The sequence below is a fragment of the Neobacillus sp. plas4 genome (assembly GCF_057221695.1).
The window spans coordinates 3,175,869-3,197,847 of sequence record NZ_CM170152.1 but is presented as its reverse complement, the minus strand read 5'-3'; the positions used below and the strand labels follow the sequence as shown (position 1 = coordinate 3,197,847).

23 protein-coding genes, 3 pseudogenes and 1 riboswitch are annotated in these 21,979 nt (G+C 38.1%); of the genes and pseudogenes, 14 read left to right on the top strand and 12 right to left on the bottom strand.

The genetic code is table 11. The features are described 5' to 3' along the window. Nucleotides 1-16: 16 nt before the first annotated feature. The gene (gene sspO, locus AC2TFD_RS15900) at nt 17-166 is read left to right on the top strand and encodes a small acid-soluble spore protein O (RefSeq protein ID WP_132086590.1); all 150 of its coding nucleotides are present in this window, start codon (nt 17-19) and stop codon (nt 164-166) included. 104 nt (nt 167-270) lie between these two features. Here sspO and AC2TFD_RS15895 read toward each other — a convergent pair. After that, nucleotides 271-548 (bottom strand): annotated as a pseudogene (locus tag AC2TFD_RS15895) (hypothetical protein). A gap of 117 nt (nt 549-665) precedes the next feature. On the opposite strand from AC2TFD_RS15895, the gene AC2TFD_RS15890 reads away from it, so the two are divergent. Next, the gene (locus AC2TFD_RS15890; protein WP_179595556.1) at nt 666-806 is read left to right on the top strand and encodes a small acid-soluble spore protein P; all 141 of its coding nucleotides are present in this window, start codon (nt 666-668) and stop codon (nt 804-806) included. A 59-nt stretch (nt 807-865) separates the two neighbouring features. On the opposite strand, the gene selA is transcribed toward AC2TFD_RS15890, so the two are convergent. Then, the gene (gene selA / locus AC2TFD_RS15885) at nt 866-2,272 is read right to left on the bottom strand and encodes an L-seryl-tRNA(Sec) selenium transferase (protein WP_484673556.1); all 1,407 of its coding nucleotides are present in this window, start codon (nt 2,270-2,272) and stop codon (nt 866-868) included. 95 nt (nt 2,273-2,367) lie between these two features. On the opposite strand from selA, the gene AC2TFD_RS15880 reads away from it, so the two are divergent. Continuing rightward, the gene (locus AC2TFD_RS15880; protein WP_335569390.1) at nt 2,368-2,760 is read left to right on the top strand and encodes an Hsp20/alpha crystallin family protein; all 393 of its coding nucleotides are present in this window, start codon (nt 2,368-2,370) and stop codon (nt 2,758-2,760) included. A 96-nt stretch (nt 2,761-2,856) separates the two neighbouring features. Here the strand turns inward: AC2TFD_RS15880 and AC2TFD_RS15875 are convergent. Further along, nucleotides 2,857-3,042, bottom strand: a pseudogene (locus tag AC2TFD_RS15875) (Rdx family protein); the annotation flags it as partial. Nucleotides 3,043-3,235: 193 nt separating this feature from the next. Between AC2TFD_RS15875 and selD the strand changes: the two are divergent. Further along, entirely contained in the window at nt 3,236-4,303 is a 1,068-nt protein-coding gene (gene selD, locus AC2TFD_RS15870; protein WP_484673555.1) for a selenide, water dikinase SelD, read from the top strand. 191 nt (nt 4,304-4,494) lie between these two features. Here selD and AC2TFD_RS15865 read toward each other — a convergent pair whose 3' ends face one another. The 3 genes from AC2TFD_RS15865 to AC2TFD_RS15855 form a co-directional block, all read right to left on the bottom strand. Continuing rightward, the gene (locus tag AC2TFD_RS15865; protein WP_484673554.1) at nt 4,495-5,463 is read right to left on the bottom strand and encodes an L-threonine 3-dehydrogenase; all 969 of its coding nucleotides are present in this window, start codon (nt 5,461-5,463) and stop codon (nt 4,495-4,497) included. A 60-nt stretch (nt 5,464-5,523) separates the two neighbouring features. Then, nucleotides 5,524-6,714 carry a glycine C-acetyltransferase gene (locus AC2TFD_RS15860; RefSeq protein ID WP_484673553.1) on the bottom strand — a complete coding sequence of 397 codons (1,191 nt, stop codon included), beginning with the start codon at nt 6,712-6,714 and terminating at the stop codon, nt 5,524-5,526. A gap of 281 nt (nt 6,715-6,995) precedes the next feature. Continuing rightward, nucleotides 6,996-7,994, bottom strand: a complete 999-nt coding sequence (locus tag AC2TFD_RS15855) for an NAD(P)H-dependent flavin oxidoreductase (RefSeq protein ID WP_335569394.1) — start codon at nt 7,992-7,994, stop codon at nt 6,996-6,998. A gap of 215 nt (nt 7,995-8,209) precedes the next feature. Beyond that, nucleotides 8,210-8,311: riboswitch (purine riboswitch) on the top strand. Between the two features lie 112 nt (nt 8,312-8,423). Here AC2TFD_RS15855 and AC2TFD_RS15850 point away from each other — a divergent pair. Together AC2TFD_RS15850 and AC2TFD_RS15845 are read left to right on the top strand one after the other, a co-directional pair. Beyond that, a complete protein-coding gene (locus AC2TFD_RS15850) occupies nt 8,424-9,020 on the top strand; it encodes a xanthine phosphoribosyltransferase (protein ID WP_335569395.1) in 597 nt (198 codons plus the stop codon). Then, nucleotides 9,017-10,318 carry a nucleobase:cation symporter-2 family protein gene (locus AC2TFD_RS15845; protein WP_484673552.1) on the top strand — a complete coding sequence of 434 codons (1,302 nt, stop codon included), beginning with the start codon at nt 9,017-9,019 and terminating at the stop codon, nt 10,316-10,318. Before AC2TFD_RS15850 ends, AC2TFD_RS15845 begins: the two co-directional genes overlap by 4 nt. A gap of 147 nt (nt 10,319-10,465) precedes the next feature. Here the strand turns inward: AC2TFD_RS15845 and AC2TFD_RS15840 are convergent, their stop codons facing one another. The 3 genes from AC2TFD_RS15840 to AC2TFD_RS15830 all read right to left on the bottom strand — a co-directional run bounded on the left by AC2TFD_RS15840 (nt 10,466) and on the right by AC2TFD_RS15830 (nt 11,510). After that, complete coding sequence (locus AC2TFD_RS15840; protein WP_335569397.1) at nt 10,466-10,642, bottom strand: spore germination protein; 177 nt, start codon at nt 10,640-10,642, stop codon at nt 10,466-10,468. A 118-nt stretch (nt 10,643-10,760) separates the two neighbouring features. Continuing rightward, the gene (locus tag AC2TFD_RS15835) at nt 10,761-10,901 is read right to left on the bottom strand and encodes a hypothetical protein (protein ID WP_192652145.1); all 141 of its coding nucleotides are present in this window, start codon (nt 10,899-10,901) and stop codon (nt 10,761-10,763) included. 87 nt (nt 10,902-10,988) lie between these two features. Beyond that, nucleotides 10,989-11,510 carry a methylated-DNA--[protein]-cysteine S-methyltransferase gene (locus tag AC2TFD_RS15830; protein WP_484673551.1) on the bottom strand — a complete coding sequence of 174 codons (522 nt, stop codon included), beginning with the start codon at nt 11,508-11,510 and terminating at the stop codon, nt 10,989-10,991. 363 nt (nt 11,511-11,873) lie between these two features. On the opposite strand from AC2TFD_RS15830, the gene AC2TFD_RS15825 reads away from it, so the two are divergent. The 8 genes and pseudogenes from AC2TFD_RS15825 to AC2TFD_RS15790 all read left to right on the top strand — a co-directional run. Continuing rightward, nucleotides 11,874-12,782: a putative selenate ABC transporter substrate-binding protein gene (locus AC2TFD_RS15825; protein WP_484673550.1), complete on the top strand. Its 909-nt coding sequence runs from the start codon at nt 11,874-11,876 to the stop codon at nt 12,780-12,782. Nucleotides 12,783-12,795: 13 nt separating this feature from the next. Then, on the top strand, nt 12,796-13,548 hold the full coding sequence (locus tag AC2TFD_RS15820; protein ID WP_335569400.1) for a phosphonate ABC transporter ATP-binding protein: 753 nt from the start codon (nt 12,796-12,798) through the stop codon (nt 13,546-13,548). Nucleotide 13,549: 1 nt separating this feature from the next. Continuing rightward, nucleotides 13,550-15,187, top strand: coding sequence for a PhnE/PtxC family ABC transporter permease (locus AC2TFD_RS15815; RefSeq protein WP_484673549.1), 1,638 nt, complete (start codon nt 13,550-13,552; stop codon nt 15,185-15,187). Between the two features lie 271 nt (nt 15,188-15,458). Further along, nucleotides 15,459-16,625: an MFS transporter gene (locus AC2TFD_RS15810; protein WP_484673548.1), complete on the top strand. Its 1,167-nt coding sequence runs from the start codon at nt 15,459-15,461 to the stop codon at nt 16,623-16,625. A gap of 64 nt (nt 16,626-16,689) precedes the next feature. Beyond that, nucleotides 16,690-17,028 (top strand): hypothetical protein, encoded by a 339-nt coding sequence (locus tag AC2TFD_RS15805; RefSeq protein ID WP_484673547.1) that lies wholly within the window; start codon nt 16,690-16,692, stop codon nt 17,026-17,028. A gap of 121 nt (nt 17,029-17,149) precedes the next feature. Next, nucleotides 17,150-17,509 (top strand): cytochrome c551, encoded by a 360-nt coding sequence (gene cccB, locus AC2TFD_RS15800; protein WP_484673546.1) that lies wholly within the window; start codon nt 17,150-17,152, stop codon nt 17,507-17,509. Between the two features lie 142 nt (nt 17,510-17,651). Further along, nucleotides 17,652-17,819, top strand: a complete 168-nt coding sequence (locus AC2TFD_RS15795; RefSeq protein ID WP_335569405.1) for a lipoprotein — start codon at nt 17,652-17,654, stop codon at nt 17,817-17,819. A 15-nt stretch (nt 17,820-17,834) separates the two neighbouring features. After that, nucleotides 17,835-18,161, top strand: a pseudogene (locus AC2TFD_RS15790) (redoxin domain-containing protein); the annotation flags it as partial. Nucleotides 18,162-18,225: 64 nt separating this feature from the next. Here the strand turns inward: AC2TFD_RS15790 and AC2TFD_RS15785 are convergent. The 3 genes from AC2TFD_RS15785 to AC2TFD_RS15775 all read right to left on the bottom strand — a co-directional run bounded on the left by AC2TFD_RS15785 (nt 18,226) and on the right by AC2TFD_RS15775 (nt 21,978). Further along, nucleotides 18,226-19,395 carry a glucose-1-phosphate adenylyltransferase gene (locus AC2TFD_RS15785; RefSeq protein WP_484673545.1) on the bottom strand — a complete coding sequence of 390 codons (1,170 nt, stop codon included), beginning with the start codon at nt 19,393-19,395 and terminating at the stop codon, nt 18,226-18,228. 297 nt (nt 19,396-19,692) lie between these two features. After that, nucleotides 19,693-21,171 carry a SulP family inorganic anion transporter gene (locus AC2TFD_RS15780; protein ID WP_484673544.1) on the bottom strand — a complete coding sequence of 493 codons (1,479 nt, stop codon included), beginning with the start codon at nt 21,169-21,171 and terminating at the stop codon, nt 19,693-19,695. Nucleotides 21,172-21,405: 234 nt separating this feature from the next. Beyond that, complete coding sequence (locus AC2TFD_RS15775; RefSeq protein WP_484673543.1) at nt 21,406-21,978, bottom strand: 5' nucleotidase, NT5C type; 573 nt, start codon at nt 21,976-21,978, stop codon at nt 21,406-21,408. Nucleotide 21,979: the final 1 nt, after the last annotated feature.

Sequence of the window (21,979 nt, the reverse complement as noted above, 5' to 3'; positions counted from 1 at the left end):
TTAGGAGGTGATTACGTTGCAAAGAAGAAAATCAAATCATGTAATCCCAGGTGCTAATGCTGCAAAAGGACAGGGAATGGGTGCGGGATATAATGAGGAAATGTCGAACGAACCATTAACAATAAAAGAAAAAATGAACAATAAGAAACGTAAAAAGAATCAGTAATTATAAAAAGATAAGCCCCTATTTCGCGAAGTATACTGTGTCACTAGTTGCAGCAGCTGGATTCACACTAAAAGCAGGGTATCCCCTGCTTTTTCATGATGTCCTTATTCTGGAAGATTAACTTCAGCAATGATTGTTTGTAAATCTTGTTGAAATCGTTCAAGTGAGCCCGTTGGTGTTCTGAAGCTACTTCTAGGGCATTTTCAATTTGCTGATATGCTTCATTTACTTCTTCCTTTAAATGCTTTAACTGATGTCCATAGCTTGCACTGTCGCTAATAATAGTGGCAGCAAGTCCTTGGGCTTCTTCATACCCCTGTTGGGCTGCCTGAAAAGCCTGCTGTTTATCCTTGTTATACGGAAATCGATCAATTTCTGGCATTGACTGTTTCACTCCCCTCTGTTTTCTATACCGTTAAATTGCACAGCACCCAAACAAATTATTCAGCATAAAAAGTCCTCAGCATTGCATCCTAACAATATAGGAGGAGGGATGAAAATGGTGAACAAAAACGACGGCAAGGATATGCGAAGAAACCAGCCAAAGACATCTGGTCAGCCTGAACCTTTAAGCGGTTCAAAAAAAGTAAAGAACCGTAACCATACACGTCAAAAAAGTAAGTCACATCATGATATGTAAACAAAAATAGGCACAAAAAAATAGTTCTAACCCCCTCTAGACCGCAGAGGGGGTTGCTTTTATAATTGAAGTAAGGCTTGCAGTAATAGCTGCTCTTCTTCCTTAGTGACGGTTCTTAAATCAATGATATATTCATCTTTTTGAATTCGTCCAACAATAGCAGGTTTATTTTCAATCCTTAGTTTCCTGCCGACTTGTTCCGCTGTAAGTGAATGATGTTTAAGTGAAATGACCCTAGTTGGAAGTAGTACGTCAGGCATCGTTCCGCCGCCTACTTGACTTGTACCAGGGGAAATTTTTGCTTCAAAATGATCTGTTCCTTGTAACAAGTTTGTAACAAAAGTCTTCGTTCTTTCGTCTAATTCAACAGTAGAAATTAATAAGTCACGAATTGTGGGTATGTTTTTAACTCCCATTTCCCCTCGTGCATAATCAATTAGCGTGCCTTCTAGTGCTGCTAATGTCATTTTATCTACCCTGACCACACGTGCTAATTGATGTTTTTTTAGAACGTCAATAATCTTCTTTTTCCCAGCAATAATTCCTGCTTGAGGTCCTCCTAACAGTTTGTCGCCACTAAAGGTTACAATATCCGCACCCATTTCAATGACCTCTCTTACAACCGGTTCATCTCCGATTCCGTGTTTTCTAAAATCAAAAAGTGCACCACTTCCAAGGTCTTCGTAAAAAATAACGTTTTCAGTTTGTTGTGTCAACCCGATAAGCTCTTCCGTTTCCACAGATTTCGTAAAACCTATTACTTTAAAATTACTTGTATGTACTTTCATGACAATAGCCGTTTCAGGATTAAGAGCTTTTTCATAATCATATAAATGAGTTTTATTTGTAGTTCCAACTTCGACTAATTTTGCTCCGCTTTCTTCCATAATAGAAGAAATACGGAAAGAGCCGCCGATTTCTACCAGCTGACCACGTGAAACAATAACTTCTTTATTTTCTGCAAGCGCTCTTAATACAAGATAGACGGCTGCTGCATTATTATTCACAACCATGGCAGCTTCTGCACCAGTAATTTCTTTAATAAGGTTTTCTACATGACTATGTCTTGACCCTCGCTCTCCTTCTTGCAGCCTATATTCAAGGTTTGAGTAATTTTGCGCAGTTTCCACGACATGTTGGATCGCATTGTCGCTGAGTCTTGCTCTACCTAGATTTGTATGAAGGATGGTTCCTGTTGCATTAATCACTCTTTCAATCGTAAAAGAAAATTGATTCTTTACGTTTTCACCTACTAGCTGAAAGATTTCATCTATAAACTGATTTGTCCCTGGAATGGATCCATTCCAGTTATCCTTTACAATTGATGACCGTATTTGGTCAATTGCTTCTTTTACCTGTTTGGTTAACTGTGAAACATCTAGTTGATTGTTCCTAAGAAGAACTTCAAACTGTTCATGATTTTGAAGTTCATGAACTGCCGGAATTGAGCGTAGCCATTCTTTCACCAAAAAAACTCCTTTACGGTTCCTATTTATTCCTATTATAACATTACACCTTTTTAATCTGAATGAATAAAATACATCGAGCAAGGGGGATAGTTATGAAATCCAAAAAAAATGATCAGCCTATTGATTTTGAACTTGTGGAAAAGTGGTTGGAAAACTATTGCCTTGATCCTTTAACTACACAAGATGACTTGATACAATTTCGAATTGATCTCTACGAAACGGATCAAGAGTGGATTGTAGAGGCATTACTTAACGAGTATACAAGTTCGGAAATTAAGGTGTTTATAGAAGATAAAAATCTTGTTATTACAGCTGCAAAGTCTTCCCCACCCTCTAATGTACAAAAAAGAGTTCGCACGGTTCAATTCCCCTTTGAAGTGATCAATCAGAAAGTAACGGCAAACTATATAAATGGAATATTAGAGGTTTTGATATCAAAAACTGAAAAAGGATTAGGAAAAAGTTGCTATATAACATTGCCCTAAGTAAAACTTACGGCATTATTTTTTTATCATCAAATTAACATAATACAATTATTGGAACGAAACACCCTCATACCAATCTCTGATATGAGGGTGTTTTTATTTTTGTGAAATGATATTAATGATATCCTCTGTGTCTGGAAATACTCCAGTATCAAGCTTGGAATAGATCTTCTCTCCATTGAGTGTTACTTCAAATGCTCCACCAGAAACTGGGATCAATTCCATTTTTCCTATCTTGCGGTTAAAGTGTGTAAATAGCTCTTCCGCGAAACTCGCGGCCTTTGGTGCGTAGTTTCATTGCATGCAAAATTCAACGGTTATTTGATAAACGTTCATTTTTGATCCTCCATTATTCCCCTAAATCTAATTACCTACATCGGTATAGTAAAAACATTTTAACTTACTGCAATTGTTCAAGCAAATCTTTTGCTTCCCTAGTATGTGCGGTTTCATAAATTATAAGTTATACTAATTAATGGAGGTGGATCTATTGAGCGAGCAAGAGAAAATACGCCTAACTTCTTTATCAACGAAAGCTGGTTGAGGCTGCAAAATTGGTCCTGAGGACCTGGCGCAAGTGTTGCGTCATTTACCAAAACAAGAACAAGTTCCAGAACTATTAGTGGGACATGAAACATCAGATGATGCGGGTGTTTATCAGTTAACTGACTCAATTGCCCTTATTCAAACGGTCGATTTCTTTACGCCAATCGTAGACGACCCATATATGTTTGGACAAATAACAGCAGCAAATGCTTTAAGCGATGTTTATGCAATGGGTGGAGAACCGAAAACGGTTTTAAATATTGTCGCTTATCCAATCAAGAAGCTCGGTGCAGAGATACTTTCAGATATTCTTCGTGGCGCTGCAGATAAAGTTAAGGAAGCCGGAGCATTAACGGTTGGGGGTCATTCTATCGATGACCAAGAACCTAAATTTGGTCTATCCGTTACGGGAATTGTTCATCCAGAGAAGGTTTGGAAGAATGTTGGAGCAAAACCGGGTGATGTTTTGGTGTTAACAAAGCCAATTGGAGTAGGGATTATCACGACAGGGATTAAACGAAGTGTCGTTACACCACAACAAGAACAAACGGTAACGGATACAATGGCTGAATTAAATAAAACAGCAGCTGAATTGTTGACAAACTATCAACCACACGCAGTAACCGATGTAACTGGATTTGGATTGTTGGGACATAGCAGTGAAATGGCACGCGGAAGTAATGTCAGCTTTGAAATCTGCTACTCTAAGGTTCCGATCCTCGAGGGGGCATTAGAGTTAGCCAGGGACGGAGTGGTTCCAGGAGGATCCAAATCAAATCACAAATGGTTACTAGATGATGTCTCGTATGAAGATCTTTCCAATGAGGAGCAGCTAGTGATATGTGATGCGATTACTTCAGGAGGACTTCTGATTTCAATTAGTGAAGAAGAAGCTGTTCAATATGTGGACAACCTCCGTGCCGCTGGGAAACACCATGCTGCTGTCGTTGGCAGGGTTACTGAGAAGAAAGACAAATTGATCTATGCAAAAAGATAACAGCGTGGTATTTGCCTCGCTGTTTTCATTTGTGTTTTTTCGGGAATCAGAACAAATTTTTTGCTCCTGATGGGTACAGTTTTTACAAAAAACCGAACAGCTTCTACAAAAAAACATATATTTTATTACCTAAAATCACAAATAAAAAGATGACCCAAAATCGATTTAGGTCATCTTTTTTACAAACGCAACTAATTGGCTTTAGTTTTGTTTGCAGTTAATTTATGTGTAAGTCTATAAATCATATCTTCTGTCATTTTTGCTAAGTCATATTTAAATGTAAAGCCCCACTCTTCTTCTGCAGTGATGGCATCGATAGAATTAGGCCAGCTGTCGGCTATTTTTTGGCGGACCGGGTCGACATTATATCTTAGTACAAAGTGCGGTATATGTTTTCTAATTTCATTTGCAAGTTCTTCTGGGTCAAAACTCATTGCGGTAACATTGAACGAATTCCGGTGTATCAGCCTGCATGGGTCTGCCTCCATCAAATCGATAATCGCATTAAGGGCATCTGGCATATACATCATGTCCATGTACGTCCCCTTATCGATATAGGAAGTATACAGACCATTTGTGATAGCTCCGTAGAAAATCTCTACAGCATAGTCTGTGGTACCCCCGCCAGGCAAGGCGACATATGAAATCAACCCTGGAAAACGTAATCCCCGTGTATCGACTCCAAATTTATGATAATAGTAATCGCTTAATAGCTCCCCTGCTACTTTATTTACACCATACATGGTCGTGGGCCGCATAATGGTATCTTGGGGTGTACTATTTTTTGGTGTAGACGGTCCAAATGCGCCGATTGAACTAGGCGTGAAAAATTGTGCATTCAACTCTCTAGCTGTTTCTAATGCATTCATTAATCCACCCATATTTAAATTCCAAGCTAGAACAGGTCTTGCCTCGGCAGTAGCAGACAGAAGTGCCGCCAAATGCATCACAGTATCTACTTTATATTTTTTTGCTACTTCCCCCATCTTGTTGAGGTCGGTAACATCCACGATTTCAAATGGCCCGCTTTGTGCCGCTTCACTTTCGTTCTTCTTAATATCAGTAGCGATTACATTGTCTGTACCATACGTTTCCCGCAACTTCATCGTAAGCTCAGAACCGATTTGTCCTAATGCACCTGTAATTAAAATTCGTTTCATTCTTCTCCGTCCCCTTAACATATGTCATGTAAACCCCCGCCCATCGAAGGGTTTCTACAATTAAATAATGCTCATTTCCCTGCCGACTTTCTCGTAAACAGCAATTGCCTGGTCAAGCATTTCTTTTGTGTGTGCTGCAGTTGGCATGTTGCGGACACGTCCAGTTCCCTTCGGAACAGTTGGGAAAACAATTGCCTTTGCATAGACGCCCTCCTCATTCAACCGTTTGCTAAATTGCTGTGCTAATGCTTCGTCTCCAATAATACATGGTGTGATCGGTGTCTCACTGTTTCCTATATTAAAACCTAAATCCTTCAAGCCCTTTTTTAAGTAATCCCCATTTTCCCAAAGCTTTTGATTTAGTTCGGTGCTTTCCATTAAGATTTCAATTGATCTTTTACTTGCCGCTACATCCGCTGGTGTTAAGGAAGTAGAAAAAAGGAACGGACGACTGCGTACTTTTAACCAATCAATTAAATTCTTTCTCCCTGCAACATATCCACCTACGACACCAATCGCTTTTGAAAGAGTTCCAATTTGAAAGTCAATTTTGTCAGAAAGGCCGAAATGTTTAACCGTACCCGCACCGTCACCAAGAACCCCAGAGCCATGTGCATCGTCTACATATGTAATGAGATCAAATTCTTCGGCAATTTTTACGATTTCTGGAAGTAGCGCGATATCTCCATCCATGGAGAAGACACCATCAGTAATGACCATAATTTTATTGTATTGACCCGATGCCTTTGCTTCTTTCACTTTGTTACGTAAGTCCTCCATATCTGAATGATTGACTCGAATTATTTTTGCTTTAGACAGGCGGCAGCCATCAATAATGGAAGCATGGTTTAATTCATCGGATAAAATTGCGTCGTTTTTATCCATTACAGCCGAAATGGCAGCCATATTACAATTAAACCCAGATTGATAAGCGATTGCTGCTTCCGTATGTTTAAACTCAGCTAATTTCTCTTCTAATTCTACGTGGAGTTTAAGTGTTCCGTTAATCGTTCTTACTGCCCCTGCACCTACTCCATATGTTTCAAGTGCCTCCGCTGCAGCTTTCTTTAATCGTTCATCGGTCGCTAATCCTAAATAATTATTGGATGAAAGATTTACGAGTTGTTGACCATTTATTGTAATAATTGGGCCGTTAGGGCTTTCTAATGGATCGATGACATTATAGAGACCTTTACTTTTTAAATCTTCTAGATTCTCGTTTAAAAATTGCTCCAACATTTTACTGGACATATTTATTCCCCCTTATTGTCGGTTTCGGAAAAACAATTGTCCGCTCCAGGTGGACAATTTAAAAACCCTTTAACCTTGGTATGAAAGTGTTTCTTTACTATACTTTATCATATTTCATTTAAGAATGTTCGTTCCAAATGGACATTTTTGATAAAATTTTTTTTGTATTTATAGGTTGTACAATTGGATATATTGCAAAGGGAGCTGAAAAGGTATTATGGATTACAAAGAAAGAACCTGCCCAAATTGGGACAGGTTCTTTTTAACGATTGTATACATGGTTACTTCACTTTTATTCCACTTAATTTTGCAGAGGATTTGTTCACATTTTCCAGTGCCTCTAAGTATTCGCTCTCTAATCGGTTTATGATATCAGCGGCAGACTCGATTTTATCTATAGCACCTACACCGTGCCCAGCGGACCAAATATCGCGCCAGGCTTTCACATCGGATTTACCCGCCATGTCATTAAAGTCAACTTTTTCTTTTTTAACCAACTTTTCTGGATCAAGACCAGCTTTTACAATACTAGGAATGAGCATGTTTGCTCGTACTCCGGAAAAAGCATCCGTTAAAAGTATATCTTCTTGAGTAGAAGTGACGAGCATTTCACGATAATCATCTTGTGCCATACTTTCCGTTGCAACGATAAATCTTGTTCCCATATAGGCAAGGTCAGCACCTGCTGCTTGTGCGGCTAATATCCCTTTACCAGTAGAAATAGATCCTGCAAGCACAATAATCCCATCCCAGAAAGATCGAACCATATCCACGAATGCAAAGCTATTAATCTGACCTGAGTGTCCACCTGCACCACTTGCTACTAAAATTAACCCGTCAACCCCTGCTTCTGCAGCTTTCTGAGCAAATTTTAAATTGCTTACGTCGGAGAAAACCAAGCCCCCATACTCATGTACAATCTCCACTACTTGTTTTGGACTACCTAATGAAGTAATCACCAATTGCGGCTTGTGTTTTTTTAGTAACTCAAGCTCGTCCTTAAGACGGCTATAGGTACTATGTACAACTATATTCATGGCCCATGGTGCGATTTTACGGTCAGGCTCTGCTGCCTTAGCTTCTGCTAATTCCTCATTTAAGTGACCCATCCATTGATCAAGGACCTCAATCGGTCTTGCATTTGGGGCTGGGAAAGATCCAATTACACCATTCAAGCAGCAATTTTTTACAAGTTCTGGACCGGACACTAAAAACATTGGTGCTGCGATAACTGGCAGTTGTAGCTGGTTCCACCAATTTTCAGGGATTGTTTTTTTCATATACATTTACACTCCTTGGTTTAGAATTTTCTGAATTAAACTTCTATTTATATAGTAACTGATAATGAATGGTTATTCAATCATGGAGTGAGGCCAATTATCATTATTAAGAAAGCGTTTTTCTAATACGAACGAAGGTTTTTAAAAATATCATATTGTTCGTCTTTTGAGAAAAAACGTATTGATTTCCGTTTCCATCATGTTTATAATGTGAATGAATTCAATAAGGCTTCACTCATATAATCGCAGGAATATGGCCTGCAAGTTTCTACCAGATTGCCGTTAACAATCTGACTATGAGTGGGTAATGTAAATGGAGCTTTTTTAAGCGTTCCATTATTGGTCTATAAGCCCAAATGCATTGCCTCACTCAAAAACTGATGTGAGCAATAGCATTTGGGTTTTTTATTTTTCCGAGGGGGTCAAACAATGAGATTATTAGAAGAGAAGATTAGAAAGGACGGCAAAGTCCTAAATGAAAATGTATTAAAGGTGGATTCATTCTTAAATCACCAAATAGATGCCAATTTAATGAATGAAGTTGGCAAAGAATTTGCTCAGCGTTTTGCTGGTGAAGGAATTACGAAAATCGTTACCATCGAGTCTTCAGGTATTGCCCCTGCTGTTATGGCTGGTTTATATATGAATGTCCCGGTGATTTTTGCGAGAAAAAGAAAATCTCTTACGTTGACAGATGATTTGCTGACCGCAAGAGTCCATTCATTTACAAAAAATGAAACAAATGAACTTGCAATCGCAAGAAAATATGTAAAGAAAAATGATAAAGTTCTTATAATTGATGATTTCCTTGCAAATGGTCAGGCTGCTCTTGCCTTAGTTGAGATGGTCCACAATGCTGGCGCGTCTGTTGCCGGCATTGGAATTGTTATTGAAAAATCCTTTCAGCCTGGTGCTCAAATATTAAAAGAGCAAGGTTTAAGAGTTGAGTCATTAGCAAGAATCGCTTCTCTTTCTAATGGAGAAGTAACATTTATTACTGATAAAATGGAGGAAGTCATCCAATGAAACAACATCCTTTTAAAATTGCCTCACTGGGTATTCAACATGTGTTAGCAATGTATGCAGGAGCTGTAATCGTACCGCTTATCGTAGGCGGTGCATTAAATCTGACAGGTGAGCAATTGACCTATTTGGTTTCCATAGATATTTTAATGTGTGGAATTGCGACAATTCTACAAGTTTGGCAAAATCGCTTTTTCGGAATCGGTTTACCAATCGTCTTAGGTTGTACGTTTACTGCGGTTGGTCCGATGATCGCCATTGGCGGTGAATATGGTATTTCAGCCATTTACGGTTCGATTCTTGTATCTGGATTAATCGTCATTGTCATTGCACAATTCTTTAGTAAATTAATAAAGTTCTTCCCTCCTGTCGTTACAGGATCTGTCGTTACAATTATTGGTATTACGCTAATTCCTGTGGCTATGAACAACATTGCCGGCGGTCAAGGAAGCCCTGATTTTGGCTCCTTATCAAATATCAGTCTAGCATTTGGAACTTTATTTTTCATTATTCTTCTCTATCGTTTTGCAAAAGGATTTATTCGTTCCGTTGCGATTCTATTAGGTCTCGCTGGTGGGACAATTGTAGCTACATTGATGGGCAAGGTAAACTTTGCAGCCGTTGGGGAGGCTTCATGGTTCCATATGGTTAAGCCTTTTTATTTCGGTACTCCAACCTTTGAATGGACACCTGTTATTACTATGACTTTAGTTGCAATTGTAAGTTTAGTAGAATCCACAGGTGTGTATTTTGCCCTCAGTGATATCACTGGCAGAAAACTTAAGGAAATTGATCTAGCGAAAGGTTATCGTGCAGAAGGTCTAGCAATTATGTTGGGTGCAGTCTTTAATGCTTTCCCTTATACCACCTATTCTCAAAATGTCGGTCTAGTACAGCTTTCAGGTGTAAAAACGAAAAATGTTATCTATACTATGGGTGCGATGTTAGTCATTTTAGGATTTGTACCTAAAATAGGTGCCTTAACAACTGTTATTCCAACTCCTGTATTAGGCGGGGCGATGGTGGCAATGTTTGGAATGGTAATCGCGTACGGTATCAAAATGTTAAGTAAAGTAGAATTTGCTTCTCAGGAAAATCTTTTAATTATAGCTTGTTCAGTTGGAATGGGTCTTGGAGTGACAGCTGTCCCAGATTTATTTGCACAATTGCCAGAAAGCGTTAAAATCCTAACCAATAACGGGATTGTTGCTGGAAGCTTAACGGCTATCTTCTTAAATATTGTGTTTAATGTAGCGAGACCTGTAAAAGCTCAAAAAACAATTAGTCAAAGTGCTGATTAAAAATGATCCAATAAAAATCAGGTAATCCCCAAACCGATAAAATGCCCCGTATAGGTTAGACACCAATCTAGCATTTACGGGGTAATTTTTTGATTAAACTCGCTAAAAAACCTCGTGCTCTTCCACAAAAAATAAAGCGGTGCTCACTTAGCAGCGCTTTTGGAAATTCACCATTAACTCATTTTCAGGAGTCGGACTTGTATTATCCTCACCAGAGCTAGAGTTTGTTTTGGTGATGGAGATGGGTGAAATGTAAACCGCACCGCCAAAGTTAACAATACCGCCAGAAATTGTCCCGATCGAAACATTATTAGGGTTCGTCACCAATGTACCCCCTCCTTTATGTTACTGCTATGATATGTAAGGATGTGGTTAGGGTTCATACAATAGTCGTCCAAATTTTGTACAAGATCTGGTTAATGGTCAACCGAAACTCTTCAATTTAGAAAAATGATTTAAACATTTCTTGGTGGTCATTACATTCCTTACAGATATACTCTATTTCCAGTGGATCTTCTCTTACCATATGGACAGTTTCTCTACTGCAATTTTCACAAAATCTAACTTCCTGGATTTCTTCCATAAAGCTCACCTCTTCTTCTTAATAAAAAGTATCCTAAGAATATCATTCCTTTTTCTAGAGCTTCTAAACCGTTTTTGTTCTCTCTTATTATTTTTCATTTCCAATGTTTCCCTGCTCCAGCTGCAAAAGCGCTGACTTCATATCCAATCCACCGCGAAACCCGGTTAGTTTTCCATTCTTTCCGATCACTCGATGACAAGGTACAATTAATAGATTTGGATTTGCCCCGATAGCTGTACCTACTGCACGAACCGCAGCAGGTCTTTGTATAGCGTTTGCTATATCCGAATAGGTCCACGTTTCTCCATATGGAATGGAACACAATGCATTCCATACCTCAGTTTGAAACGGTGTTCCTTTTAAATCCTGAGGTATTGAAAAAGAATCTCGTTTTCCTTGAAAAAATTCAATAAACTCCACCACATAAGACTGCATGGCCTCGTCATTTTTGATCAGTTTCCTTCCGGGATATCGCTTTTGAACCCATTCTTCCAATTCCTCAAAAGCTTTACCTTGTGAACCTACATAACAAAGTCCCTTAGAAGTTGCTGCCATATATAGTTCCCAATTTCCATAATCCAATTTTGTCCAATAAACGTCGGTTTTCATTTTAAATCCCTTCTATCCTTTTAATTTCTTGACCTCTCTATTAGTATACCGATTTCAAGAGATGTATTTAAGTACGTATTATATGGTGATTTAAGATTGATTAACAAAAAGTTTGGAATGTCGGAGAATGATCACAAACGGTCATCGCATAAAAAAACAAAATTCCTGCGTAAAAGGCAGGAGTTTAGTGTTTATTCTTAAGGATTACTATCTGATCCATATTTTCTTATCGGTAATTCCGATAAGTATCAATACGTTATATAGATAAAATGAATTTAATAGAGATAATCAATTCATTATAATCATAATGGCAAGGACAAAACTACTGTGTTAAACAACAAACATTATGAGGTGGATCGTTTTATGAAAAAATGGGTATCAGGAATTATTTTGTTTATGCTCGTACTTACATTAGCAGCTTGTGGGCAAAATGATGATAAAGCAACAGAAGGAAAGAAAGAAAGTAAAGAAACAAAAACAGAAGAAGTATTTAAAATCGGTGCGATTCCCGATCAAAATGCAGCATTCCTTCAAACAGGAATGGACGCGGTCGCTAAGCAATTAAGTGAAGAAACAGGAATGAAGGTTGAATTTGTCCCTTCCGTTGATTATGCAGCATTAGTTACAGGTTTTCAGCGCGGAGAAATCCATTTAGCATGGTTTGGCGGCTTAACAAGTGTTCAAGCTAGGAACCTTGTGCCAGATGCTGAGTCGATTGTTCAACGTCCACGTGACGCAGAATTCAAATCTGTATTTATTACCCAAGAAGGCTCAGGAATTAACACACTAGCTGATTTAAAAGGAAAATCTTTTACTTTTGGCAGTGAAAGCTCGACATCAGGACATTTAATGCCGCGTTATTTCTTATCTGAAGAAGGCATTGATCCGAATACAGACTTTAATGGAAAGCCAAATTTCTCAGGCTCCCATGATACAACGTATAAGTTAGTTGAATCTGGTTCTTTCCAAGCAGGTGCGTTAAATATATCCGTTTGGGAAGCTGCAGTAAAAGAAGGCAAAGTAGACTCTAGCAAAGTAAAGGTTTTCTACACTACTCCAGATTATTACGACTATAACTGGACAATCAATAGTAATGTTGAAGAAGTGTTCGGAAAAGGATCTAAGCAAAAAATAAAAGACTCGCTTCTTTCAATGCCCGGCGATTCAAAAGAAATTGCTGATTTATTCCAAACAGACAAGTTTATCGAAACAAAGAATGATAACTATGAAAAAATTGAAACAGTAGCAAAAGAATTAGAGATAATTAAGTAGTAGGTGTTGTTACATGTCTTCAAAAACTATAATTGAAGCGAAAAATATCACAAAACAGTTTGAGCGGAAGATAGCCCTATCTTCCCTTTCTTTTTCTATTAAAAAAGGTGAATTGGTTGCCTTAATTGGTCCTAGTGGTGCTGGAAAAACAACCCTTTTAAACTCAATTGCCGGCCTTGTTCCGCTGCACAGCGGAGAGCTCATGATTGATAGTCAGCCTCTGGGCACCTATAAACGCGGCAGACGATTTGCTAAAAAGATAGGCGTCATTCGCCAGCAATTCGATTTAATTGGTCCTCTGGCCGTGATTCATAATGTTCTGGCAGGTAAATTATCTGAGTGGGGATTTATCAAATCAATCTTTTCTCTGCTCATTCCACAAGAAAAAGAAGTGGCGATTAGAGCACTAGAACGAGTTGGACTGAAAGATAAAGCATATGAAATTACAGCGACACTTTCAGGTGGAGAACAACAGCGTGTTGCAATGGCTAGATTATTGGTGCAAAAACCGGAGATTATTCTAGCAGATGAACCAGTCGCTTCTCTTGATCCCGCTCGGGCAGATGATGTGCTGGCGATGTTGACCAACATCGTTACAGAGGAAAAACAAACATTATTGGCAAGCTTGCATTCTGTAGAATACGCCCGTAAATACTTTACTAGAATCATCTCACTCAAAAATGGGGAGATATTTTTTGATTTGCCAACGGAAAAAGTAACCGATGAACTTTTAAATGAATTATACCGATTGAAGGAGCAGGTATAAGATGATGAAACTTATCCCCTCTCTTCGGCTTCATAAAAGATTCATCCTTACATTACTGTTACTTTTCATTTTTATTTGGAGTCTTTCCTCGGTTCGTTGGAACGCTGAGCTATACCATGCCGGCGGGATTCCAACCATGCTGCAAATAGTGGAAGGATTGATCCAGCCAAATTTAGATCCTGGCATCTTATTGGTTGGTTTGGAATCTGCATGGATAACTCTCGCATATGCAGTTGCAGGGATGTCGTTAGCCATTATCTATGCATTTATTGCTGGTGTCCTTGCATCAGGGACATTAACCTCCAGTAAGTTTTCTAGAATATTCTCGAAAGTGGTATTTAGAGGAATTCTAGGTTTTACTCGCTCGATTCATGAATTAATCTGGGCATGGCTTTTTGTTGCTGCGGTGGGTCTTTCCCCTTTTGCTGCAATCTTTGCTCTTGCAATCCCTTATGGCGGGATTCTCGGACGGATATTTGCAGATATGTTAACAGATGTCCCAGAACAACCCATTATGGCACTTAAATCTGCAGGGTCCTCTCGCCTCCAGACATTGATTTATGGTTACCTGCCATTGGTCTGGGCTGATTTCATTAGTTACACGATGTACAGGTTTGAATGTGCGATTCGATCTTCAGCGATTATGAGCTTTGTTGGTCTTGGGGGATTAGGTTTCCAAATCCAATTAGCTCTTGCGGACTTGAAATATAATTCCGTATGGACATATGTTTTTTTTCTCATTGCCCTCGTTATTTTTGTAGATAGCTGGAGCAACTTTGTTCGTGGAGGATTAACCGATCATAAAAGGCGAAAAGGTTTTGGAACTGGCTGGTTATCCGTTCTGTTTTCCTTAGTTTTAATCGTTAGTTCGTGGGTGTATATTACTTTGGCGGAAAAAGCTAATTTATTTGAGCTATTATCTGAAAGAAATTTGGAGTATGCAAAAAAGTTTTTCGGCGGACTCTTTGGTGTCGATCAAGAAAATCCAGCTTTTCTTAATGGTGAGAGTTGGACTGCGGCCTTAAAGTTAACGTTAGAAACGCTTGAAATGAGTATTATGGCAATAGGATTTGCAACTGTTGTTGCCTTTATTACCGTTATTCCTGCAGCAAGAAACATCGCGAATGGCGGTCTTACTTTGAAAAAAAGTTGGTTGAATTGGATTCTTTTCGGCTTTATTCGACTGACATATATATTTTCTAGAGCGGTTCCAGAACTCGTTTGGGCGATGATGATCATTTTTATTTTTAAACCTGGCATTTTGCCTGGTGCTTTAGCTCTTGCTCTTCATAACTTTGGTATTTTAGGAAAGCTTTGGGCAGAAGTAATTGAGGATATGGACCCTAGGCCAATCCGAAATTTATCCACATCTGGTGCTTCAAAAATCGAAATTATGTTTTATGGAATACTGCCGATTGTTCTCCCAAGATTTCTCACATATATTTTATATCGCTGGGAAGTGATTATGAGAACTACAATCGTTGTTGGGTTTGTTGGTGCAGGCGGGCTGGGGATGGATTTTAAACTCGCAATGAGCTATTTTGATTATACTCAAATCACGTTACTGTTACTTTGTTATATGATCCTCGTTATCCTTGCAGACCTTGCGTCTGAAACAACTCGAAAGGCAGTTAAATAGAGAGTACATATCCATTCAAAGGGTGTGTGCTCTTTTTTTATCTGTCACCCTCCCTGCTACACATTTGCTAGCAGCTGATATATGATTGCTATCTGAGTGATGGACCCGCTATTTTAAAAAATCTTTGAGGTTTGTAAAATAATATATAAATAAAACTTGAAATACTTGTATTCATTTCATGTTTTCTATTATCCTAAGCATAGCGGTCAAAATTTGTATCAACCGAGACATAGAGATTTGATCTGTTTAAATTATTTAGGAGTTGGAGTTATTGGAAACAAAGAGAGCTTTACCTATTTTATTTTTAGTGATGTTTTTAGTCATGATAGGTTTTGGGATTATCATTCCCGTTCTTCCTTTTTATGCTGAAGAAATGGGTGCCTCCCCTACACAGCTAGGATTACTAATGGGCGTTTATTCATTAATGCAACTGATCTTTGCGCCATTTTGGGGTAAATTGTCTGATCGGATTGGACGTAAACCAATCATGATGATTGGTATTGCCGGATTATCCTTATCATTTTTTATTCAAGCAATGTCTACTGAACTTTGGATGTTGTTTGCGGCCCGAATTATCGGTGGAATTCTTTCTTCTGCTAATATGCCAACCGCAATGGCTTATGTCGCAGATATAACAACCCCAGAAAATCGTGGAAAAGGTATGGGAATTATTGGAGCGGCAGTTGGTTTAGGATTTGTATTTGGACCAGCGATTGGCGGTATATTTTCAAAAGCAAGCATGAGCATGCCTTTCTATTTAGCTGGAGCTTCTTCGTTAATCACATTAGTGATCATTTTCTTTCTATTAAAAGAATCTTTACAAACAAATAATCAAGAGATTCAGCAAAGTAAAATTTCATCGAGATGGAAAGCATTTTCAGGACCTGCGGCCGTATTGTTCTTATTACAGCTATTGATTTCTTTATCACTGTCTGGTCTTGAAGCAACATTTGCTTATTTTGCTGCCAAAAAAGCTGGCTTAGGAGCCACTCAGCTAGGGTATATTTTTATGATCATGGGCTTTGCAGGTGCGTTAGTACAAGGCGGTTTGGTTGGAAAGTTAACAAAGAAATATGGTGAAGGGAAAGTTATACAAGGCGGAATCATTGTATCCGCGATAGGTTTCGGTTTAATCCTGCTTGTAGACAGTTTTGCAACGGCAGCAATATTTTTATCTATTTTTGGTATCGGTAACGGCGTCATTCGTCCAAGTGTCTCTTCCCTGCTTACGAAAACAACAGATGCTGGACATGGAAGTGCCACAGGTCTGCTTTCTTCCTTTGATTCATTAGGAAGAATTATTGGTCCTCCATTAGGAGGCTGGTTATTCTCGCTATCGATTGGATTACCCTATATATCAGGTGCAATCATTTCGATTCTGGCTTTAGTTCTTTATCAATTTTATCGTTCAAAGGATTTAATCTTAAAAACAAACTAGCATATGTTAAAAGGACATGCATAAGATAGGTTACGAGGATGTATTGTTAAAGGAGTCGAGATAAATGAAACTGCTCTCTCATTTCACAACGTTTATAATCCTGTGTATACTTGTTGCTTTGGTAGCCTATCTTGATTCACCCTATTCCTTTATTCATAGTGGCTATTCCTATTCAACCAGTGAACCAGCAGTGGCACAGCCGGTAGAAATAAAGCCTTCAACCGAAATACCGGTTTTGGAAAATAGGCTGGACAGTGTTGAAAAAATGGACGGATATTACGTTGAAATTTATCAGGAATACGAAGTATTTTACGATGGAGAAGGTAATGTGGCCAAAAGAGAACCAACTGGCAAGACGGAAAGTGTCAGGTATTGGGATGAAAGTAAAAAAATCAAACGGTAAAAGCTGTCGAAAGCATTTCGACAGCTTTTTTGTTTTTATAGCGATTTTATAGGTATTCATTCGAATATTTAGAAGCGATATTTGAAAACCTACTAGTAGTTGGTAGTTGGAGGTGAATATGATGAAAAAATGGCTTTATGGAATCATATGTGTTGCATTTCTTGGCTTTATTACTGCTTGTGGCGGTGGGAATGATGAAACAAAAGAAGACACAAATAATACTCAGGAACAAACTACAGATGAACATGAACAAACAGCTGACGCAGGTGATGGAGATGCTTTATTTCAACAAAGCTGTTCTTCATGTCATGGTGGTGACTTAGTCAGCGGCGGAGCACCGGATCTTGATAAGATTGGCTCAAAGTACTCTAAAGATGAAATCGAACAAATTATTTTAAAGGGACAAGGCGGTATGCCTGGGGGACTTCTTAAAGGTGAAGATGCTGATGCAGTTGCATCTTGGCTTGCTGAGAAAAAATAAGTGAGTAAAAACCAGAATGGACATTCCAATCTGGTTTTATTTTTTGACAAGAATAAGCTGAATTATTTGCTAGATAGTACTGTTTACACTACAATAAACTTATTGATTTTTATTCATATTCAAAAAATAAAAGGAGTTCAAGATGAAACCAAGAATTCTTGTCTTATTCCTTCTAGCGGTTCTTGTATTATCTGCTTGTGGACAAAAGACACTTAACGAACCATTGACATTACTAAACCAGGATCAAAAGGAAGTAACGTTTCCTTCAGAAAAACCAACAGTCTTCTTTTTTATTACCACCTATACCTGAGGACTTTGCCAGCAGCAACTGGTTCAGTTGCATGAAAATTTGGATGAATTAAAAGACCTAGATGCAGATATGTATATTGTTAGCAATGATTCTCCCGATGAACAGCTTGAATTATATAATCAGTTAACAGAAGCTTTTGGTCAAAGCCTCCCATTCGTTTCTGATCCAGAACTCGAATTAATTGATTTCATGGGCATGAAAAATGGTGATGTAGCCTATAGAGGATATGGGATGATTGATAAAGATGGCGAAGTCATTTTTACAACTAAAAATGACCATTGGGGAGAACAGTTTGACCATACAGGAGAAAAGATTAAGGAAGAATATAATAACCTCCAGTAGTTTTAGAAAAGATCCTTCAAAAAAGCTAATCAGACAAGATTAGCTTTTTTGCTTCTTATTAGAATTATTTAAACATTTTTTCTATAGGATGATTTTTTTGAATGGTTTGATGATCTCCAATTAAGGTAATATCACTGAACGGGGCAGAGTCCCCTATTTTAGCATTTGCCTCTATTACACAACCTCTACCGATCACGGCACGATTGATAACTGCATTTTCACCTATGATGGTATTTGGCAGTATAACAGAATCTTTGATTTTAGCCCCTTTTGCAATTCGGACACCATTAAAGAGAACAGAATTGTCAACTCTTCCAAACACAACACAGCCCTCACTAATGATTGATTTATGCATGGACCCTTCTTCATCAAGATACATAGGCGGCTGAGGCAGTCCAGAGGTATAAATTTTCCATTCCTCATTTACTAGTATCGGATTTGTCCGTGCCGACAATAGATCCATATTCGCTTCCCAAAAGCTCTCGACTGTCCCAACATCTTTCCAATACCCACTGAAACAATACTCATGGATATGGCAGCTATCTCGTAACATAGCTGGGATGATATCCTTACCAAAGTCTTTTGAAGAAAAGGGATTCTTTTCTTCTTTTTCAAGGTATTTTTTTAATATAGCCCAATTAAACAAATAGATTCCCATAGAGACAAGATTAGATTTTGGTTTTTCTGGTTTTTCCTCAAAATCGATGATTCTTTTTGATTCTGGCTCCATATTTATGATACCGAAACGGCTTGCTTCACTCCAAGGAACATTGATAACAGAAATCGTTGCATCCGCACCAGATTGTTTATGCTCGTTGATGAGCTTGCTGTAATCCATTTTATAGATGTGATCCCCAGAAAGAATGAGTACATATTCTGGGTACTGACTTTCTATATAACGAAGGTTTTCATATACAGCATGTGCGGTCCCTTCGAAAATTTTTTCTTCTCCTTCATTTTGTACAGGCTGAAGGATTGCTACACCTCCCAAATATCGATTAAGCCCCCACTTTTCCCCATTTCCAATATACTTGGATAACGTTTGATGCTGGTAGTTAGTAAGGATTCCTACGGTATCAATGCTAGAATTTTTACAATTACTTAGTGCAAAGTCAATAATTCGGTATTTTCCTCCAAACGGGACAACTGGTTTTGCTAAATTACTCGTTAATTCTTTTAACCGCGACCCTTTCCCACCTGCTAACAACATGGCAATACATTGTTTTTTCATCATTGGCATCTCCTTTAGGACAAGAGATTTAAATTTACCTATATGTAAGACTTATATTGCCCTCATTGTATCATTCTCCGATATCGGACAAAATTAATAATTAACGACGTTGAACCCACCAATTCGACCTAATTCCTTATAACTTATATAGATGAGTAAAAATGAGTAAATGATTGACAATAAATACAACCTGATTATGTCGAATAAGAACGATGTAATAATTGAAAAATATGATCATTTTGTGAAGAACAATTCATAAAAAAACACGCTGAAATGATTTCAACGCGTTTTCTAACTATTTTAATGACCGACAGCTTTTTCAAGACCGCCTGGTTTGGTATGGACCGCAAGCTTTTCTAATAATTTATGACTCTCTTTATTAAGCCCTATTAGGTGGACCTTTATGCCATTTTGGTGATATTTAATCATCACCTTATCAATTGCACCGACTGCTGAATCATCCCATAAATGAGCTTGTGTTAAATCTAAGACTACCTCTTTTACATTTTCACTATAATTAAAGCTATCTACAAATTCTGTAACAGAAGCGAAGAATAATTGACCTGTAACACCGTAGATTTTTCTCTCTGCAGCAACAGATGTCAAGGTAGTTACTCGTACTTTAGAAATTTTGGAAGCAAAGAAAATAGCACTTAATAAAATTCCTACTAAAACACCTTTAGATAAATCATGTGTAATAAGAACTGTTCCAACAGTTGCAAGCATTACAATGGTATCGGAAAACGGCGTCTTGCGAATATTTTTTATAGAGGACCAATCAAAGGTTCCAATCGAAACCATGATCATAACTCCGACTAAAGCTGCCATTGGAATTTGGACCAAGAAATCATTTAATAGAATAATTAACACCATTAAAAATACACCAGCTACTAAAGCAGATAATCTCCCACGACCTCCAGATTTCACATTAATTACAGATTGTCCAATCATTGCACAGCCCGCCATTCCGCCGAAAAATCCTGAAACAATATTTGCAATTCCTTGCCCTCTTGCCTCTTTATTCTTATCACTAGGGGTATCCGTCATGTCATCCACGATAGAAGCAGTTAATAAAGATTCTACCAAACCCACAATTGCAATGGATAGTGAGTAAGGAAAAATGATCTGTAACGTTTCGAAATTAAAAGGAATATCAGGTATTAAGAAAAATGGCAGTGTTTGACTCAATTCACCCATATCACCAATAGTCCGAACCCCGCTTCCTGTCATGACAGCAATAACTGTGATCGTGATTATTGCGACTAATGGTGATGGAATCACCCTTGTTAAACGAGGGAAAATATAAATGATAGCTAGAGCCCCGCCGACCATTGCATACATTTCCCAGGTTTCACCAACAAAATGTGTCAGTTGCGAAGAAAAGATTAGTATTGCCAGCGCGTTAACGAATCCGACCATAACTGAACGAGGGACAAATTTCATTAAACGACCTAATTTTAAGACCCCCATAATAATTTGAATGATTCCAGTTAAAATAGTGGCAGCTAGTAAATACTGTAACCCATAATCGGCAACTAAGGTTACCATTACCAGGGCAGTTGCACCAGTTGCAGCAGAAATCATTCCCGGTCTTCCACCTACGAATGCAATAACAACTGCAATACAAAATGAAGCATATAAACCAATCATGGGGTCTACTCCAGCAATAAGTGAGAAGGCAATTGCTTCTGGAATTAATGCCATTGCAACAACAATACCGGATAGGACATCACCTTTGATGTTACCAAACCATTGATTTTTCAATGTGTAACTGTTCATGAAGCACCTCTTTCTATTTTCAATATTTAATTGACTTTCAACTCTCATGAAAGTCAGAGCCGTTGTGAACAAAACACAGTATATATGATTGTGACAATTTTGTGAAACGACATGTAAACGCAATCAATAATCAATCACATTGTATTACTCCGTTTTTCTTCCGTTTTCAATATTTTTTAAAAAACAAAAAAACAGGAGGGCGAACTCTCCTGCTTTTCCAAATACTTTTTTATATTACTTAAGTACATTTTTTAGTATCTCATTAAGATCTGACCAGTCTCGAATCCGAGTATATTGTAAGTGTCGATTATAGGACTGGTCTCTTACAAATACTTTTAAGGAATCGTGTGTTAGAGTATCTAAAACTTCAGCTTTATCATCGAAGTAAAAGTCTAACTTTAGTTCCTTTATGATTTCGACCTTTTCATGATCCTGCATTCCATAGTAAAAGCGGTCATCTCTAACCGGGAAGCCTTGATCTTTTAACCATTTTTTTGTCCGCTCCCCATGTTCCTTTGGTCGGGCGGTTATGTAATAAATTTCATGGCCTTTTTTGTCTAATTCCTGCAAGGTTTCAACGGCATGAGGAAATGGAGGACAATTGGTATAATAAATCTCTTCTAAAGAAGTATTCCACATTTCCTTACCCTGCTCATCAGATAATCCAAAGGGTTCATGGATTTCTACCCTATTTAATGCATGAAAGTCCTTAATCGGAACATTTTTATTTAATCTTTTATTGTAGATCGTAAACGCGTGTTCTCTTAAATTGATGAGTGTGTCATCAATATCGAAACCAAATTTCATT

Coding starts and splice junctions, on each gene's coding strand:
- AC2TFD_RS15805 (WP_484673547.1), top strand. CDS start 16,690: ATGAAACTGCTCTCTCATTTCACAACGTTTATAATCCTGTGTATACTT.
- AC2TFD_RS15830 (WP_484673551.1), bottom strand. CDS start 11,510: ATGAAAACCGACGTTTATTGGACAAAATTGGATTATGGAAATTGGGAA.
- AC2TFD_RS15815 (WP_484673549.1), top strand. CDS start 13,550: ATGATGAAACTTATCCCCTCTCTTCGGCTTCATAAAAGATTCATCCTT.
- AC2TFD_RS15860 (WP_484673553.1), bottom strand. CDS start 6,714: ATGTCCAGTAAAATGTTGGAGCAATTTTTAAACGAGAATCTAGAAGAT.
- AC2TFD_RS15880 (WP_335569390.1), top strand. CDS start 2,368: ATGAAATCCAAAAAAAATGATCAGCCTATTGATTTTGAACTTGTGGAA.
- AC2TFD_RS15850 (WP_335569395.1), top strand. CDS start 8,424: ATGAGATTATTAGAAGAGAAGATTAGAAAGGACGGCAAAGTCCTAAAT.
- AC2TFD_RS15780 (WP_484673544.1), bottom strand. CDS start 21,171: ATGAACAGTTACACATTGAAAAATCAATGGTTTGGTAACATCAAAGGT.
- cccB (WP_484673546.1), top strand. CDS start 17,150: ATGAAAAAATGGCTTTATGGAATCATATGTGTTGCATTTCTTGGCTTT.
- AC2TFD_RS15785 (WP_484673545.1), bottom strand. CDS start 19,395: ATGATGAAAAAACAATGTATTGCCATGTTGTTAGCAGGTGGGAAAGGG.
- AC2TFD_RS15795 (WP_335569405.1), top strand. CDS start 17,652: ATGAAACCAAGAATTCTTGTCTTATTCCTTCTAGCGGTTCTTGTATTA.
- AC2TFD_RS15835 (WP_192652145.1), bottom strand. CDS start 10,901: ATGGAAGAAATCCAGGAAGTTAGATTTTGTGAAAATTGCAGTAGAGAA.
- AC2TFD_RS15845 (WP_484673552.1), top strand. CDS start 9,017: ATGAAACAACATCCTTTTAAAATTGCCTCACTGGGTATTCAACATGTG.
- AC2TFD_RS15775 (WP_484673543.1), bottom strand. CDS start 21,978: ATGAAATTTGGTTTCGATATTGATGACACACTCATCAATTTAAGAGAA.
- AC2TFD_RS15855 (WP_335569394.1), bottom strand. CDS start 7,994: ATGAAAAAAACAATCCCTGAAAATTGGTGGAACCAGCTACAACTGCCA.
- AC2TFD_RS15890 (WP_179595556.1), top strand. CDS start 666: ATGGTGAACAAAAACGACGGCAAGGATATGCGAAGAAACCAGCCAAAG.
- AC2TFD_RS15825 (WP_484673550.1), top strand. CDS start 11,874: ATGAAAAAATGGGTATCAGGAATTATTTTGTTTATGCTCGTACTTACA.
- AC2TFD_RS15865 (WP_484673554.1), bottom strand. CDS start 5,463: ATGAAACGAATTTTAATTACAGGTGCATTAGGACAAATCGGTTCTGAG.
- AC2TFD_RS15820 (WP_335569400.1), top strand. CDS start 12,796: ATGTCTTCAAAAACTATAATTGAAGCGAAAAATATCACAAAACAGTTT.